This window comes from Pseudogemmatithrix spongiicola, assembly GCF_030623445.1.
Taxonomy (GTDB): domain Bacteria; phylum Gemmatimonadota; class Gemmatimonadetes; order Gemmatimonadales; family Gemmatimonadaceae; genus Pseudogemmatithrix; species Pseudogemmatithrix spongiicola.
In genome coordinates this window covers 2466998-2482965 of the sequence record NZ_CP130613.1, presented here as the reverse complement: position 1 = coordinate 2482965, position 15968 = coordinate 2466998, and the positions used below count along the sequence as shown (strand labels likewise).

Genomic DNA, 15968 nt, shown 5'->3' with positions numbered 1-15968 from the left:
TTCAGTAGCCCCAGACGCGCGCGATGCCGATCGCGACGAAGGTCTGTCCCGTCCACGGGTTGCTCGGTCCGCCCGAGATGATCGGGTCGCCCGTCGTCGCGCGGCCGCCGCGGTAGAGCGCCGGATAGCTCATGCGGAAGAAGCTGCGTGTGAGGTCCGCGCGCCACTCCCAGCGCTTGCCGGTCACGCCACGGATGTTGAGGCCCGTGGACAGCGTGAACTTGGAGCCGAAGCGGTACTGGCCGATGTCGTAGTCCGGATTCGTCGCGCCGATGTAGCCCACGCTGCCGACGACGCGCGGTGAGATGCCGCGCCAAGCCTTCTCGCCGGTGAGCGAGGCACCCAGGCCGATGTCCATCACGATCAGCGGCTCACGACGGGTGCCGGCGTTGCGCTGCGGCCCGTCGAACAGCGGGTCGAGCACCGCGCGCTCGGCGGACGGCGCGACGCCGATGCGCGTCGTCAGGTAGAACGCGCTCGGGAAGTCATAGTCGTAGGTGACGGCCGCGAGCACGCTGCCCTTCGGCCCGACGCCCGCGGGATCGTCGACGCTCGTGAGGTAGCCGACGTAGCCGGACCAGATGTGCCGGCCGAACGCGTCGGTGAACGGGCTCTCCGTCGGAAGGTGTCCGACGACCTGGGCGCGCAGGGGCAGGGCAGCGGCGACGAGCAGCGTCGCAAGCAGACGGCAAGACAGGGTCACGCGGGGACTCCGATGAGTCGCAGGTCGCGGCCGGTCATTTCCGACGGCCGCTCGACGCCGAGCATGGACAGCACGGTGGGCCCCACGTCGCACAGCGCTCCACCGCTGCGCAAGGGCACCGCGTCGCCATTCTCGACGATGAGGAAGGGAACGGGGTTGGTCGTGTGGGCGGTGTGCGGCCCACCCGTTTCGGGATCGATCATCATCTCGCAGTTGCCGTGATCGGCCGTGATGAGCAGCCGTGCGCCCGCCTTCTGCGCCGAGGCCACGATGCGCGCCAGCTGCTCGTCGACGACCTCGCAGGCGCGCACCGTCGCCGCGAAGTTGCCGCTGTGGCCCACCATGTCGCCGTTGGCGTAGTTGCACAGCGTGAACTCATGCGACTTTGTCTCGATGGCCTTGCACAGCACGTCGGTGATACCCGGCGCGCTCATTTCCGGCATCAGGTCGTAGGTCGCGACCTTCTGGCTGGGGACCAGGATGCGCTCCTCGCCGGCGTACGGGACTTCGTTGCCGCCGTTGAAGAAGTAGGTCACGTGCGGATACTTCTCGGTTTCCGCCGTGCGCAGGGTGCCCATGCCCACGTCCTCGAGCACCTCGGCGACGATCTTCGCCATCGAGAACGGCTCGAAGGCCACCGGCAGGCCGAAGGTCTGGTCGTATTGCGTCATCGTCGCGACGTGCAGGCGCGGGCGGTCGTCGACGTCGAAGCCGTCGAACTCCTTGAGCGCCATGGCGCGCACGATCTGCCGCATGCGGTCGGAGCGGAAGTTCCACGTGATCACCGCATCGCCGTCGCGCATAGCCGCCACGGGCCGGCCGTTGTCATGGACAACGGCCGGTTCCATAAACTCATCGGTGACCCCGCGCTCGTAGTTGCCGGTGATGAACGCGATGGGGTCCTGCGTGCTGGGGCCCACGCCGCGGACGGCCGCATCGTAGCACTTCTGCGTGCGCGGCCAGCGCTGGTCGCGGTCCATGCCGAAGTATCGCCCGCCGATGCTGGCGACCACGGCGCGCCCGGCCGTCTTCGCCAACAGGCTGCGCACGTAGCCCAGCGCGCTCTGCGGGAGGGTGTCGCGGCCGTCGAGCAGGAGGTGCAGCGCGACGCGCGGCACGCGCTCGCGCGTCGCGAGCTCGACGAGTGCGAGCAGATGGTCGTCGTGTCCGTGCACGCCGCCATCGCCGACCAGGCCGAGCAGGTGCAGCGTCCCGCCGGAGGCGCGCACCTGCGCGCAGGCGTGGCGGAAGGCGTCGATCTGGTAGAACGCACCGCTCCGGATGGACTCGCCGATGCGCACGAGGTCCTGCATCACCACGCGGCCGGCGCCGAGGTTGAGATGCCCGACTTCAGAGTTGCCCATCTGGCCCTCGGGCAATCCCACGGCGAGCCCGCTGGCGTCCAGCAGCGTCCGCGGCGCGCGCGCCCACAGGCGGTCCCAGGTGGGGGTGCGCGCCTGCGCGACTGCGTTGCCGACGGTTGACTCGCGGTAGCCCCAGCCGTCGAGTACGACGAGCACAACGGGGCGGTCTACCCGAGATGCCATGAGGGTTGGCCCGTGCCAGTAAGTGGTGATAGCTTCGGTTCTGCGACGCGCGAGAACGACGGCACGACCGCTCGCGCAATCTATTCTCGCTCTCGCCCCCCTACCAGCGATGGGCCCACTGCGCCGCCTCTCCCGTTTCGCTCTGTTCTTGCTGATCGCCGCGCCGCTCGGCGCCCAGCAAGGCCGCATCTCGGCCGACACCGACGTGCGGTCTGCACCCAACGGCACCGTGGTCGGGCAGCTGCGCGCCGGGACCACGTGGGCCACCGGGGCGACGCGCGGGGGCTTTACCGCTGTCACGATCGAAGCTTGGGTGGACGCGTCGCGCTTCGGCGCCGGGCGCGACTCGTTTCCGGTGACGATCGGCGGGTCGGCCAACCTGCGCATCCGCGAGCAGCCGTCACTCGATGGCCGGATTCTGGGTTCTTTCCGCGCCGGGGCTGGCATGACCATCCTCCAGCGCCGAGACACCTGGGCACGGATCAAGCGTGAGGTGTGGGTTCCGAGCGCCGCGATTTCCGTCCAGACGGCGACCCGCCCGGCTACGCCGACCCCGGCTCCGCGTCCGCCGGCCGCTCGAGCGGCGGCGGCATCGGAGCCACAAGCGACGGCGACCACCCAGCAGCCCGCGGCCGCTGGGCAGCCGACCACAGCGCAGGTCGAGACCGCGCCAGCCTCCGGTGCCGCCGGGTCCCTCCGGACTGACCGAGAGGTCCCATTGCGAGTTGGACCGAACGGTCAGGTACTGGCGATGCTGGACAGCGGCGTCGTCGTGTCTCCCCAGGCTCGGGACCGAGGGTGGGTACGAGTCCGGATAGACGGCTGGGTCCCTGAGTCGTACTTCGTTCCGGCTGACACCTCGTTTGGCGCTACCCTGAGCGCGGCGGACCTGCGCGCCGATCCCGAGGGCCACCGTGGTAAACTGGTGCGCTGGCGCGTGCAGGTTGTTGGTATGCAGACAGCCGACCCATTGCGTCGCGACATGCGCCCGAACGAGCCCTTCCTGCTCGCGATCGGTCCAGCGGGAGAGGACGCCACGATCTATGTGACGGTGCCACCGTCACTTATGAACGAGGCGCGAGCCATACCTACACTCGCGAATGTCATCCTGACCGCTCGGGTAAGAACGGGTCGCTCGAATCCGACTGGGGCTCCGATTCTCGAGCTAGTATCCATCGCACAACCCTGAATTGACCTATCGGTTAGTGCGTGATTTTCTGCTCGCTGTCTAGTTTCTGCACTCCCGCCGTGCGAGCAGACAAGTTTACCTTGAGCCGGTGCGTTTCTTTCCCCGGCCTATCCTCCTCGCCGTCCTGATTGCTGTCTCGACGGCATCGGGCGCGATGGCCTCGCGGCCAGCCAAGCGCGTGGCCCCGTCAGAACCCAGCGTGCCGGATTCGCTGCGGGGCCGCAGCGGCCAGTTGCGCGCGGCCGTCCTGCTTCCCGCGGCCTCGGATTCCGAGGCAACAGACCTCGGATCCGACGCCGACCCTCGCCAGCCGCGCATGCCAGCCCTGTGGTCCATGGCCGACAGCGGCACCGGGGGACTGTTCCATTTCATTGAACTGATCCCCTTCGCCGAGAAGCAGGACGGTCGCGTCGGCGCGTACGCGGTGGGCCGGTTCCCTGGAGAGCGCCGCAACAGCCGGCACCGCGAGTGGGGCGTGCCGCAGGGGTTCATTGCGCTGACTCCCGAGATGCTGTCCCTGCCGGTGTCCTCACACTTGACGCTCGGCGACTTCGCCTCGCTGCGCGACCAGCGGGATGTCTGGCCCCGGGCCCTCGTGCTCGACCTGCGCCTCGTCGACAAGCTCGAGCTCATTCTCGCGGCCCTCCGGGACTCCGGGCACGTCGCGCCGCGCTTGAAGGTGCTGTCCGGCTTCCGCACGCCGTCTGTCACCCTGCGGAACGCGCGCACCGCCAGCGCCCCCGACTCGCGGCATCAATACGGGGACGCCGCTGACGTCATCGTCGACGCCAACGGCGACGGCCGCATGGACGACCTGAATCGGGACGGCCGCGTGGACCTCAACGATGCGCGGTATCTCGTCCGCATCGTGCTGGCCGTCGAGGCCGCGTATCCGGACCTGATCGGCGGCATCGGCGTGTACCGCGCGACCGGCGCGGCGGGCCCCTTCGTGCATGTCGACGCCCGTGGGGAGCGCGCCCGCTGGGGCGTCCAGTAACCGACGGGCCCACCGCGCCCGTAGTATTCAGCATGCACGATATCCTGCGCGACCGGATTCTCCGCCGTCTCGAGGCGCTGCCCGAGCAGCGACTCTACCAAGTCCTCGACTACATCGAGTTCGTCGAGTCGAAGTACGCCGAGCGCCAAGCCCCGCCGCCCAACGTGCTCCAGCGCTTCGCCGAGGGCGTCGAAGACACCCTGCGCGCGGGCAACCTCTCGGCCAGCACGGTCGCCGAGGCGATGGGCTTCATGAGCAAGGCGATGAACGTGCTGTCCGGCGTCGCGGCGGCGGGAGCCAGCGTCGCCAGCGATATCGTCGGCTCGGGGAAGACGACGGCGGCGAAGCCGCCGACTGAGTCCGTCGTGCCCCCGACGGAGAACAAACCGTAGCCCAACAACCGGGGGCACGGCGCGAAAGACGGGGACACGGGCGGAGAGGGTGATACGCTAATGTGAGAGACGGGGGGCAGATGTGAGGGGTCGTGAGACGTCGGTCCCAACCTCTCCCCCATCCCCTCTCCCACCCCCGCCCGTACCCCCGTCTCCCCTCTCCCAGGGTGGAGCCAAGCCATAGCCTTCGATTACCTTTCGCTATGGCTCCCACGCGTGTCCGCACCGACGCCGCGCTGACCTTCGACGACGTACTGCTCGTCCCGCGGCACTCCCTCGTCCACCCCAAGGACGTCACGACCGCCACGCGCTTCACGCGCGGCATCACGCTCCAGGTGCCGCTGGTGTCGGCGGCGATGGACACGGTCACCGAGTCCGAGATGGCCATCGCCATGGCCCGCGCCGGCGGCATCGGCGTGCTGCACAAGAACATGGCGATCGACCGCCAGGCGGCCGAAGTGGACCGCGTGAAGCGGTCCGAGAGCGGCATGATCCGCAACCCGATCACGCTGCAGCCCAGCGCCACGCTCCGCGAAGCCGTCGGCCTCATGGCGCGCTTCCGCATCAGTGGCGTGCCCGTGGTGGACGGCGCGGGCAAGCTCGTCGGCATCATCACCAACCGCGACCTGCAGTTCGAGCGCCAGCTCGACCGCCCGCTCAGCGAGGCGATGACCAAGGACGGCCTGATCACGGCGCCCGTCGGCACTTCGCTCGACGAAGCCGAGCAGATCATGGGCAAGCATCGCATCGAGAAGCTGCCCGTCGTCGAGAAGGACGGGAAGCTCGTCGGCCTCATCACGGTGAAGGACATCCACAAGCGCCGCCAGTATCCGAACGCGGCCAAGGACGGCGAGGGCCGTCTGCTGGTCGCGGCGGCGATCGGTGCCGGCGGCGACTACCTGCAGCGCGCCAAGGCGCTCATCGACGCGGGCGTCGACGCGCTCATCGTCGACACCGCGCACGGCCACTCGCAGGGCGTGCTCGACGCCACGGCCAAGGTCCGCGAGACCTTTCCCCAGATCCAACTCGTCGCGGGCAACATCGCCACCGAAGCCGCGGCCAAGGCGCTGATCGAGCGCGGCGTGGACGGCATCAAGGTCGGCGTGGGCCCCGGGTCCATCTGCACGACGCGCGTCGTCACCGGCATCGGCGTGCCGCAGCTCACGGCGATCTTCGACGCCTGCGCCGGCGCCGGCGACATCCCCGTCATCGCCGACGGCGGCATCAAGTACTCGGGCGACATCGTGAAGGCCATCGCCGCGGGTGCGCACACCGTGATGATGGGCTCCATGCTCGCCGGCACCGAGGAGTCCCCGGGCGAGAGCATTCTCGCCGAAGGCCGCCGCTTCAAGATGATCCGCGGCATGGGCTCGCTCTCCGCCATGCAGGACGGCAGCGCCGATCGCTACTTCCAGGACGGCGAGATGTCCGCCAAGAAGTTCGTGCCCGAGGGCATCGAGGGCCGCGTGCCCTACAAGGGCCCTGTCGGCGAAGTGCTGTACCAGATGGTCGGTGGGCTGCGCAGCGGGATGGGCTACTCCGGCTGCCGCACGATCGACGAGCTCCGCACCCAGGCGGAGTTCGTGCGCATCACTCCGGCGGGGCTGCGCGAGTCGCACCCGCATGACGTCACCATCACGCGCGAAGCGCCTAACTACTCGGTGTAACCATGGGACTGTGGACCACCAAGCCCCTGTCCGTCCTGATGCAGGAGGCGGGCGGGGACGGGGAGCACACGCTCAAGCGTTCCCTCACCGCGATGAACCTCACGCTGCTCGGCATCGGTGCCATCATCGGCGCGGGCATCTTCGTGCTCACGGGCACCGCCGCGGCGCAGCATGCCGGACCGGCCATCGTGATCTCGTTCCTCATCGCCGGGCTGGGCTGCGCCTTCGCGGGCCTCTGCTACGCCGAGTTCGCCTCGATGATCCCGATCGCCGGCTCGGCGTACACCTACGGGTACGCCACGCTCGGTGAACTCCTCGCCTGGATCATCGGCTGGGACCTGATCCTCGAGTATCTCTTCGCGGCGAGCACCGTCGCGGTAGGGTGGTCCGGATACTTCACGCAGATGCTGCGCGACATCGGCATCGACCTGCCGACCGCGCTGACCTCTGCGCCGTTCACGCTCGAGGGCACGCATACCATCGTGCGGACGGGCGCGATCATCAACCTGCCCGCCGTGCTGCTCGTGCTCCTCATGACCACGCTGCTCGTGCTCGGCATCAAGGAATCCGCCAAGCTGAACAACGCGATCGTCTACGTGAAGGTCGGCATCGTCCTGCTCGTGATCGGCTTCGGCTTCTTCTACGTGGATGCGGCCAACTGGAGCCCCTTCATCCCGGCGCAGCTCACGGACGAAGCGGGCAACCTGATCAACGGCAAGTTCGGCTGGAGCGGCATCTTCGCCGGCGCCGGCGTGATCTTCTTCGCCTACATCGGCTTCGACGCCGTCTCGACCGCGGCGCAGGAAGCCAAGAACCCGCAGCGCGACCTCCCGATCGGCATCCTCGCGTCCCTGGCCGTCTGCACCGTCCTCTACATCCTCATGGCGCTGGTCATGACGGGCATGGTGCCGTATCCGCAGCTGGACGTGGCGGAGCCGGTGTACGTGGCGCTCGACGCGGCTGGCCCGTCGCTGGCCTGGCTCAAGTACCTCACGAACATCGGTGCCATCGCCGGCCTCGCGTCGGTGGTGCTCGTCATGCTCATGGGCCAGCCGCGCATCTTCTACGCGATGTCGCGCGATGGCCTGCTGCCGCCGATCTTCGGCAAGGTGCACCCGAAGTACCAGACGCCGTGGCTCGCGACGATCATCACGGGTCTCTTCGCCTCGTTCTTCGCGGGGCTCTTCCCCATCGGCATCCTCGGCCACCTCGTGTCGATCGGCACGCTGTTCGCGTTCATGATCGTCTGCGCGGGCATCCTGCTGCTGCGCTACAAGCGGCCGGAACTCGAGCGGCCCTTCCGCACGCCGCTGGTCCCCTTCGTACCGCTGGGCGGCATCATCGTCTGCGGCTATCTCATGTACTCGCTGCCGCCGGACACCTGGCTGCGACTCGCCGTGTGGATGGCCCTCGGCCTGGCGATCTACTTCCTGTACGGACGCCGCCATTCCAAGCTGGCGCAGTCCGGGAGCTGACCCTGAGTCCCGAAGTCCATGACCTGTTGACGGTGCCAGCCGCGCGTCGCGAAGCGATCGCGCGGCTGGCTGCCGAGTTGCGGCCGGGCATGCAGGTCGCCCTCTGCACCCACATCAACGCCGACGGCGACGGGTGCGGATCGGAGTCCGCGCTCGCCCGCTTGCTCGGGCAGATGGGGATCCGCGCCATCATCGTGAACCCGACGCCGTGGCCGGAGCTGTTCCGCTGGCTGCTCGGTGACGACGTCGAGGAGCGGTCGGCCGAGGGTGCCAAGGCCCTCGCCGGTGTCGATCGCGTCATCGTGCTGGACATCTCCGACCTCGGCCGCCTCGGCGCGCTCGCCGACGCCGTGCGGCAGATGCCCCGGGACGCGCTGGTGATCGATCACCACCTGCCCGGGCAGGAGCCGCCGGGCAAGACGATGCTCAGCGACACGGCGGCCTGCGCCACCGCCGAACTCGTGTATGACTTCGCGCGCGAGCGGGGCCTGACGATCAGCTCGGCGATCGCCAAGTCGCTGTACACGGCGCTCGTCACGGACACGGGCGGTTTCCGCTTCGGGAACACATCACCGCGCTGTCTCGCGGTGGCGGCGGACCTGCTCACGGTCGGGGTGGATCCCGAGGAGATGTACCATCGCATTTACGGCAGCGTACCGCTGGGACGACTGCACTTGCTGCGCGAGGCGCTGGAGAGCCTTGAGGTGGACAGTGCCCACGGCATCGCCTGGGTGCGGGTGGCGGCCGGCGCGCTCGAGCGCTTCGGTGTGTCGTCAGAGGATCTCGACGGCATCTCTGAGTACCCGCGGAGCGTGCGAGGCGTCCGCCTCGCGATGTTGTTCCGGGACCTCGGGCACGGCAAGGTCAAGGTGTCGTTCCGCAGCCGCGCGGGCGTGGACGTGAACGCGCTGGCGCGGGAGTTCGGCGGTGGCGGGCACACGCGCGCCTCCGGCGCGCTGGTCGCGGGGACCCTCGACGCGGTGACGGCGCGCGTCCTCGAGGCCGCGCGCCGTCACGTGGAGCTTTCGCCAACCCTCTAGGCGCTCAGGGCGCCGGGACGAGACTCGCCCAGTAGGTGTCGATGTCGAAGTTCGTCGGCTCGACTTCGTAGTAGTGCGAGCGGATGAAGTGGCCCGTGGTCGGGAAGTAGGGTGGCGGGTTGTTGCCCGAGCAGGCGTCGTACTGGTAGCGCTTGATGTACCCGCGCCCGTCGGTGATGCCCACCGGGCCGCGCGTGTTCTGGATGATGCCGCCGGTGAGGAAGAGGCAGCCGCGCTCGTTGTTCGCGCCTTGGCAGTCTTCGGCGTCGTCGGGCCCTTGGTCATGTGAGGCGGCACGGAACTGGTCGAGCGCCAGCACCACCGCATGCACGACTTCGTCGCCACCGCGGTTGTTCCACGTGCGGTACGAGCCGGTCGTGCCCGGGCCCGGGCGCGACGGCGAATTGAGCAGGTTGTGCGCCATCAGCACGTCCTCGCCGCTGAACAGGCCGAGGATGTCTCGCTCCGGCGAGTTGCAGGGAGTCGTGCCTCCGGGATTCGTCACATAGCGAAGGTTGTCGGCGATGATGATGTTGCGCGTCGCCGCCAGTGTGACCTTGCCGCGGACGCGCCCCGAGATGGCAATCTTGCCCGTGACGTGGATGACGCCCTTGAAGTTCGGGTTCAACGCGCGCGACAGCGGCCACAGGAAGGCCGCGTCACGCGGCCGGACCGCCGTCACGCGCGGATCGATCGTACCCGTCCATTGCAGCCAGCCCCCGTAGCCCCAGTCGTCCGTACCGGCGACGGTGGCGCCCTCGGCGACGCGGAAGGTGTTCCGCGGATTGGCCACCGTGTTGATGTTGTCGTTCAGCCGGTCGTCGCCGCCGAGGTAGCAGAGCCGATTCTGCCCGTTGTTCGGGGCCCAGGGGCGTTGGTCGGACGAGTTCGTGGTGCCCGTGTGTCGGTCGAATGTGAGGAAGTGCGAGTGAGCTCCAGTGCCGCTCGACAGCGTGTGTCCGCAGTTGCGGGAGTCACGCAGGCCGTTGGTGCCCCAGTTGCCCGTGGTGTCTGCCGTCACGAACCACGCGTTGGCCGTGTTCGTGACGCGATAGACCTTGAAGAACCCCTCGTCCGCATCCGTGGAGTCGCCGTCGGCGTTGAGGTCGAGCGCAACGAACTCGATGCGCATCGAGGCTTGGTCATCACCGCCCGCCGTCGAGCTGGTGAAGTTCGTGCCGCCGGCAGTCGCCTGCGCGAGCAGGCGCGTGAGCTCGGCCGTCTCCGGAAAGTCGATCAGCGTCGCGTTCTCTTCGTACCCGGCCATGTAGTTGCCACGGTTCCGGTTCGTGATCGTGCCGCCCGTCTTGACCTTACCCCAGAATGTCGCGCCCGGTGCGGCGTTCTGGATGATGATGTCGTCGTTGGAGTGGACGGGTCCGTAGAGCACGTCGTTGGCGCCGAACACGATCGTGCCCTCGATGTCCGTGAAGTAGGAGTACTTCGCGAAGCTCTCCTGCACGATCTCCATGCGCCGCACGATGCGGTTGCCAAACTGGTCGGCGACGACGGTGACGATGCTGCCGAACACGCCGTACTGGCCGGTGCTGATGCCGGTGGGGCCGAAGTAGATGCTGCGGGTGACACCCGGGATCGTCGCGCCGGCGGCATCGAGCACGGCGGCCGAGTTCTCGTAGACGGTGTAACCCGAGTCGGGATAGATCGCGCGGTTGCCGTTCAGGGCGGAGCGGGCCTGCTCGAGGCCGGCATCCGCGACGCTCTCGAGCAGCGAGAGGCGGTTGTGATAGCTCGAGATGAGCGAGGTGTTCAGCCCGAGGAATGACGCGCCGGCGGCGATCGCGGCCACCGCCATGAACACCATCAACACGATGACAAGCGCGATGCCAGGGCGGGCCTTGAGCCGATGCGGCTGCGAGCGACGGGTGGAGGTCATGGGATGGTCACCGTGGAAGTCTGGCGCAGCGAGGACAGCGAGGGGGTGCAGTCCTGCGCCGCGACGGCGAAGCGATACGTGCTGTCCTTGATGACGGTGCGGTCGTTGTAGATGTAGAGCGTGTCGCCGCCTGGGATGGTCACGAATGGGTCTCCCCAGTCCGTCGCGCTGCCGAAGCGCCGGAAGATGACGTAGCGCTCCACGTCCCGCTCGCCGGCGTTCTCGTCGACGGACGGCAGGAACGACAAACGGACGTAGCGGACGCTGTCGGCCGGATCGACGTCGGCGAGGATGTTGATCGTGGCGCTGAAGATCGGCGCGTCGCCGCAGGTCTTGGTGTTCGCGATGCCGACGTTCGGGAGCCGGATGAGGCGGGAGATGGAGCGCAGCTGCTCGTCGCTGCCCGAGCGGCCGTTGGTCACGGTGAAGCTCACGCGGACAGCGCGGATGCTGTCGATGCGGGCGGCCGTCCCGGTGTCGTTGGCGGCCAGGTGGATCGGTCGCGTATGGCGCCACGGCAGCGAGGCGCGCGGCACCGTATCCAGCGACTGCGCCGTCGCGGTCGCCCTGAGGCGGAAGTAGCGGAAGAAGGGCTCCCCCGACGTCCGCAAGAGATTCGTCGACACCACCTCCGGCGGCAGGTTGTTGATGCGCCGCCAGAGGATGAAATCGTCCGTCCGCGTCGTCGACGAGTCCCGCCGGAACCAGAACGAGATGGTCTCCGCCGAGGAGTTGACGCCGCCGACCAGGTAGTTCGTGTCCGGATACTGGATGGCGGTGTAGGGAATCGTGATCTTGCCCGTCGTCCGCATCGCCGCCACGGCGCTGTCGGGCGCCGTCGCGACGTAGTACACCGCCTCGACGTCGCCGGGCGTATTCGTCCAGTAGTTGGCGTTGAACACGATCGCGCTGTCGGAGATGTACACCATCTGCGGCTGGATGTCCGGCGCCCCGGCCCCCGACGTGCGCAGGTCCTTCTCCATCTCGTTCATCGCGAAGCGGCCGTTCTGGTACATCGCGGCGCGCTCGCCGCCGAGCTGGAAGCGCTTGCTCTCGCTGCGCAGCATCGAGAGCGCGCCTGCCATGATGAACGAGAAGATCGTCAGCGCGACGATCATCTCGATCAACGTCATGCCGCGCCGGGTGGCGAGGCGTCGGCGCGCCTGCGCCGTCACGGGGCCGCCACCGCGATCGTGCGCGAGATCGGCGCGTTGAGGCCGATCCCCGACACCGACACCGTGATCCGCTTGTAGTCCTGGATCGTGTCGACGACGTGCAGCACCGTCGTGGTGCGTTGGAGGCCCGCCAACGTCGCGAAGCTGCTGTCCGTGCCGCCGTAGAGCGAGTCCAGCGCATCGTAGCGGGGGTCGGTCAGGATCTCGTCGGTCCGGTCCGTCACCAGCTGCAAGGCCGCTTGCTCACGGTCCGCGATGACCGCGATGTGCATCGTACGCCCCGTGAGCGTGATGAGCGCGAGCATCACCACCATCAGGATGGTGAGTGCCACGACAATCTCCACGATCGTGAAGCCCGCTCGCTTCGCCATCAGTACACCTTCCTCCATTCGCCACCCAGGTATCGATACGACGCCGACCGGCCCGTCGCGCGCTCGACCACGACCAGTCGGCTGTGTTCCGGCTTGTCGCCCCCCGCGATCGCGCGGGTCGTCGTCATGTAGAACCCCCCGGCCTCGCTCGCCGAGCCGTCGCGGTGGAAGGTCACCGCGGGATCCCCGTTCGACGTGAGCGTGAACGTGATCGCGGTCGTCAGCGAGCCGCGCGCCGGCGCGCTGCCGAGCCCGAACACGATCGATTCGCCAAGCGGGACCGCCCGCAACTGCTCACCCGGGTCGACGGCCCCGTCATTGTCGCGGTCCTGGTGCACGCGCAGGCGGCGATTCGCCGTGTCGAAGCGCACGATCACGTTGTGCTGCTGCGTCAGCGCCTGGCGCTGCGCGGCCAAGACCGTCGTGCCGACGACCTGGATCGCCGTATTCGCCCGGTAGCCCATGATGTCGATGCGCGGCGCGGAAATCGCCACCATCAGACCGATCATGACCATGACCATCACGAGCTCGATCAGCGTGAACGCAGGGCGTGCACCTCTCGGCATGCGGCAACCTCGGAAAGACGGGCAAGACGGACCCCGACAGCAGGACGACCGGGCCATGGCCCCGTCACGCGCTCGGACTGCGTCTGGATGGTCAAGGTACGTATGCGCCACTAGGTGGGCAACGCCGCACTGTCACATCGTGGCACGGCGCCGGGCCGGCGGGTCGTGATTCGTGCGGTAGGTCACTAGACTTCTCGGGGGCACGCTCGTGCCTCGCCGCCACCATCCGCGTACCATGACCGACACTCTCCAGGCCCGCCTCGCCGAGGCCCTGGCCCCGATCGCCAATCCCCGCACGGGCGCCTCGCTCTACCAGACGCAGCAGCTGCGCGACATCGCCGCGACCCGAGAGGGCAAGGTCCGCGTGACCCTGCTGCTCGCGGCCCAGGATGACCCGACGCTGGCGCGGCAGGTGCGACAGGCCCTCGAGAAGGTCGAGGGCGTCACCGAGGTGCGGGTGGACGTGAAGGACGCCGCGGAACCCGCGGCAGATGCCAACTACGCCCCGCCGAAGGGCGGCGAGGCCAAGTCTCGCGCGCTGCCCGTCATGGGTGCCGACACCGCGCCGAAGGCCCCGGCCGCACCACAGCCCGTGAGCTATCCGCAGCTCGGCCGCATCATCGCCGTGTCATCCGGCAAGGGCGGCGTCGGCAAGAGCACCGTGACCACCAACTTGGCGATCTCTTTGGCCAAACTGGGGTATCACGTGGGACTGATGGACGCCGACATCTACGGCCCCAACATCCCCCGGATGATGGGCGTGGACGAGGCGCCGCCCGTGCAGGACGACAAGATCCAGCCCCTGCTCGCGCACGGCGTGAAGGTGATCTCGCTCGGATTCCTCATCGAGCGTGACCAGCCCGCCATCTGGCGCGGGCCGATCGTCATGAAGATCATCACCCAGTTCCTGCGCGACGTGAACTGGGGTCGGCTCGACTTCCTGCTCGTCGACATGCCTCCGGGCACCGGCGACGCGCAGCTCTCGCTGGTGCAGGCCACGCAGGTGGCCGGCGCCGTCATCGTCACCACGCCGCAGGAAGTCGCCGTCGGCGACGCCCTCCGCGGCGCCAAGATGTTCGAGCGCGTCGGCGTGCCCGTGCTGGGCGTCGTCGAGAACATGAGCTACTTCGAGTCCCCGGAGACGGGGAAGCCGATGGCCATCTTCGGCACGGGCGGCGGCAAGCGCCTCGCCGATGAGCTGCAGGTGCCCCTGCTCGGGGAAGTGCCGCTGTATCCGCCTGTGCTCGAAGGCGCGGACCGCGGTGCGCCGATCGTCGTGAGTGGCCCGACCTCCACGGCAGCGAAGAAGCTGAACGACGTTGCCGGGAAGATCATCTCCGCACTGGGGGTGGGCGCTCCGGCCTGACCTCAACCCGGAGCTGGGATGGACGAACGGATCCGCGTCGCCACGCTGCAGTACCACATCCGCCAGGTCGAGACCTTCGACCAGTTCGCCGCGCAGGTGCGCGGCCTCGTCGAGACGGCGGCCGACTACAAGTGCAGGCTGGTGCTCTTTCCCGAGTACTTCACGCTGCAGTTGCTCACCTTGGGCGACGTGCGCGCCGACATCCGGCAGCAGGTGCGTCGCCTCGCGGGATTCGTGGACCGTTACGTCGAGCTCTTCCGTGAGCTGAGCGCCAAGCACCGGCTCTACATCTGCGCCGGCACGATTCCCGTCGCTGACGGCGCGGAGATCTACAACGAGAGCTTCTTCTTCGGCCCCGACGGCTCGCACCAGGTGCAGCCCAAGCTGCACATGACGCGCTTCGAGGCCGAGGAGTGGATCGTGAAGCCGCGCAATCGGCTCAAGCTCTTCGATACGCAGCTCGGCAAGATCGCCATCGCCATCTGCTACGACGTGCAGTTCCCGGAGATCGCCCGCGCCGCGGCGCGCCGCGGCGCCAAGATCCTGCTCGTGCCGAGCTGCACCGACGACCGCCAGGGCATGTTGCGCGTGCGCTACTGCGCGCAGGCGCGGGCCATCGAGAACCAGATGTACGTGCTCACGTCGCACACGGTGGGCTCGCTGCCGATGGTGCCCGCCGTGTCGCTCAACTACGGCCAGGCGGCCATCCTCACGCCCAGCGACTTCCCCTTCGCGCGCGACGGTATCCTGGCCGAGGGCATCCCGAACCAGGAGACGATGGTCATCGCCGAGCTCGAGATGGGCGCGATCCAGCGCGCGCGCTCGAGCGGCACGGTGCTGCCGCTGCTCGACTCCGAACGCACGGCCAGCGTCGTCGCCGAGGTGGACGAGGTGAGTCTGTGAGCATCAGCCCCGACGTCCCGTCGCGGCGCAGGTACGTGAAGGTGCGCCCCGTGCGTCCGGACGACTTCCCGGGAATCATCGCGCTCTGCGAACGCACGTATCCGGGCGCGCCGCCATGGTCCGCGGCGCAGCTCGCTCGGCATCTGGAGATCTTCCCCGAGGGGCAGCTCGTTGCCGTCGACCGCGGGCACGAGGTCGTCGGATACGCCGCGAGCCTGATCGTCTTCTGGGACGATTACCGAATGGAGTCGCGGTGGAAGGAGTTCACCGACGGCGGGATGTTCACGAACCACGATCCGGGGCGCGGGCGCACGCTCTACGGCGCCGAGGTGATGGTGCATCCCGAGGTGCGCGGGAGCGGGGTGGGCGGTCGCCTGTACGAGGCGCGACGTGAGCTCGCGGAGCGCCTCGGGCTCCTGCGCATCCGCGCCGGCGCGCGGCTGCGGAACTACCACAAGTACGCCGCCCAGATGGGCGCCGAGGAGTACGTGCGCCGCGTCGTGCGTCGCTCGTTGCGCGATCCGACGCTTTCGTTCCAGATCAACCGCGGCTTCCACGTGCTCGCGGTGGTGCCGGGGTACCTGAAGTTCGACCCCGAGTCGCTGGGGTGGGCCGCCGTCATCGAGTGGCTCAACCCGGCGGTGGCGACCGCGGCGGACTACGCCGCGGTGCCGCCCTGGTAG

General features: G+C 68.5%; 15 protein-coding genes. 9 read left to right on the top strand and 6 right to left on the bottom strand.

Annotated features, from left to right (window positions below):
• Position 1 precedes the first annotated feature (1 nt).
• Positions 2 to 703: a hypothetical protein gene (locus Strain318_RS11450; protein ID WP_367885831.1), complete on the bottom strand. Its 702-nt coding sequence runs from the start codon at positions 701 to 703 to the stop codon at positions 2 to 4.
• Positions 700 to 2250, bottom strand: a complete 1551-nt coding sequence (gene gpmI, locus Strain318_RS11445; RefSeq protein WP_367885830.1) for a 2,3-bisphosphoglycerate-independent phosphoglycerate mutase — start codon at positions 2248 to 2250, stop codon at positions 700 to 702. Before gpmI ends, Strain318_RS11450 begins: the two co-directional genes overlap by 4 nt.
• Before the next feature lie 148 nt (positions 2251 to 2398).
• Between gpmI and Strain318_RS11440 the strand changes: the two genes are divergently transcribed.
• The 6 genes from Strain318_RS11440 (at position 2399) to Strain318_RS11415 (ending at position 9010) form a co-directional block, all read left to right on the top strand.
• A complete protein-coding gene (locus Strain318_RS11440) occupies positions 2399 to 3439 on the top strand; it encodes an SH3 domain-containing protein (RefSeq protein WP_367885829.1) in 1041 nt (346 codons plus the stop codon).
• 88 nt (positions 3440 to 3527) lie between these two features.
• Entirely contained in the window at positions 3528 to 4436 is a 909-nt protein-coding gene (locus tag Strain318_RS11435) for a hypothetical protein (protein WP_367885828.1), read from the top strand.
• A 32-nt stretch (positions 4437 to 4468) separates the two neighbouring features.
• Positions 4469 to 4828 carry a hypothetical protein gene (locus Strain318_RS11430; protein ID WP_367885827.1) on the top strand — a complete coding sequence of 120 codons (360 nt, stop codon included), beginning with the start codon at positions 4469 to 4471 and terminating at the stop codon, positions 4826 to 4828.
• A 203-nt stretch (positions 4829 to 5031) separates the two neighbouring features.
• Positions 5032 to 6495, top strand: a complete 1464-nt coding sequence (gene guaB, locus Strain318_RS11425; protein WP_367885826.1) for an IMP dehydrogenase — start codon at positions 5032 to 5034, stop codon at positions 6493 to 6495.
• A gap of 2 nt (positions 6496 to 6497) precedes the next feature.
• On the top strand, positions 6498 to 7970 hold the full coding sequence (locus tag Strain318_RS11420) for an amino acid permease (protein WP_367885825.1): 1473 nt from the start codon (positions 6498 to 6500) through the stop codon (positions 7968 to 7970).
• Between the two features lie 32 nt (positions 7971 to 8002).
• Positions 8003 to 9010: a DHH family phosphoesterase gene (locus tag Strain318_RS11415; protein WP_367885824.1), complete on the top strand. Its 1008-nt coding sequence runs from the start codon at positions 8003 to 8005 to the stop codon at positions 9008 to 9010.
• A gap of 4 nt (positions 9011 to 9014) precedes the next feature.
• Here Strain318_RS11415 and Strain318_RS11410 read toward each other — a convergent pair whose 3' ends face one another.
• The 4 genes from Strain318_RS11410 to Strain318_RS11395 are packed head-to-tail and all read right to left on the bottom strand — an operon-like array spanning position 9015 to position 13016.
• On the bottom strand, positions 9015 to 10904 hold the full coding sequence (locus Strain318_RS11410; RefSeq protein WP_367885823.1) for a hypothetical protein: 1890 nt from the start codon (positions 10902 to 10904) through the stop codon (positions 9015 to 9017).
• A complete protein-coding gene (locus Strain318_RS11405) occupies positions 10901 to 12079 on the bottom strand; it encodes a PilW family protein (RefSeq protein ID WP_367885822.1) in 1179 nt (392 codons plus the stop codon). The genes Strain318_RS11410 and Strain318_RS11405 overlap by 4 nt, the downstream gene beginning before the upstream one ends.
• A complete protein-coding gene (locus Strain318_RS11400) occupies positions 12076 to 12450 on the bottom strand; it encodes a type IV pilus modification PilV family protein (RefSeq protein WP_367885821.1) in 375 nt (124 codons plus the stop codon). The genes Strain318_RS11405 and Strain318_RS11400 overlap by 4 nt, the downstream gene beginning before the upstream one ends.
• Positions 12450 to 13016 carry a pilus assembly FimT family protein gene (locus tag Strain318_RS11395; protein WP_367885820.1) on the bottom strand — a complete coding sequence of 189 codons (567 nt, stop codon included), beginning with the start codon at positions 13014 to 13016 and terminating at the stop codon, positions 12450 to 12452. The genes Strain318_RS11400 and Strain318_RS11395 overlap by 1 nt, the downstream gene beginning before the upstream one ends.
• Before the next feature lie 235 nt (positions 13017 to 13251).
• On the opposite strand from Strain318_RS11395, the gene Strain318_RS11390 reads away from it, so the two are divergent.
• The 3 genes from Strain318_RS11390 to Strain318_RS11380 are packed head-to-tail and all read left to right on the top strand — an operon-like array spanning position 13252 to position 15968.
• Positions 13252 to 14382, top strand: coding sequence for an Mrp/NBP35 family ATP-binding protein (locus Strain318_RS11390; RefSeq protein WP_367885819.1), 1131 nt, complete (start codon positions 13252 to 13254; stop codon positions 14380 to 14382).
• A gap of 18 nt (positions 14383 to 14400) precedes the next feature.
• Positions 14401 to 15285 (top strand): carbon-nitrogen hydrolase family protein, encoded by an 885-nt coding sequence (locus Strain318_RS11385; RefSeq protein ID WP_367885818.1) that lies wholly within the window; start codon positions 14401 to 14403, stop codon positions 15283 to 15285.
• Positions 15282 to 15968 (top strand): GNAT family N-acetyltransferase, encoded by a 687-nt coding sequence (locus Strain318_RS11380; protein ID WP_367885817.1) that lies wholly within the window; start codon positions 15282 to 15284, stop codon positions 15966 to 15968. The genes Strain318_RS11385 and Strain318_RS11380 overlap by 4 nt, the downstream gene beginning before the upstream one ends.

What these genes read in the sequence shown, in the direction of transcription:
- Strain318_RS11395 (WP_367885820.1), bottom strand. Translation starts at nt 13,016, where the DNA reads ATGCCGAGAGGTGCACGCCCTGCGTTCACGCTGATCGAGCTCGTGATG.
- Strain318_RS11385 (WP_367885818.1), top strand. Translation starts at nt 14,401, where the DNA reads ATGGACGAACGGATCCGCGTCGCCACGCTGCAGTACCACATCCGCCAG.
- Strain318_RS11430 (WP_367885827.1), top strand. Translation starts at nt 4,469, where the DNA reads ATGCACGATATCCTGCGCGACCGGATTCTCCGCCGTCTCGAGGCGCTG.
- guaB (WP_367885826.1), top strand. Translation starts at nt 5,032, where the DNA reads ATGGCTCCCACGCGTGTCCGCACCGACGCCGCGCTGACCTTCGACGAC.
- Strain318_RS11420 (WP_367885825.1), top strand. Translation starts at nt 6,498, where the DNA reads ATGGGACTGTGGACCACCAAGCCCCTGTCCGTCCTGATGCAGGAGGCG.
- Strain318_RS11400 (WP_367885821.1), bottom strand. Translation starts at nt 12,450, where the DNA reads ATGGCGAAGCGAGCGGGCTTCACGATCGTGGAGATTGTCGTGGCACTC.
- gpmI (WP_367885830.1), bottom strand. Translation starts at nt 2,250, where the DNA reads ATGGCATCTCGGGTAGACCGCCCCGTTGTGCTCGTCGTACTCGACGGC.
- Strain318_RS11390 (WP_367885819.1), top strand. Translation starts at nt 13,252, where the DNA reads ATGACCGACACTCTCCAGGCCCGCCTCGCCGAGGCCCTGGCCCCGATC.
- Strain318_RS11410 (WP_367885823.1), bottom strand. Translation starts at nt 10,904, where the DNA reads ATGACCTCCACCCGTCGCTCGCAGCCGCATCGGCTCAAGGCCCGCCCT.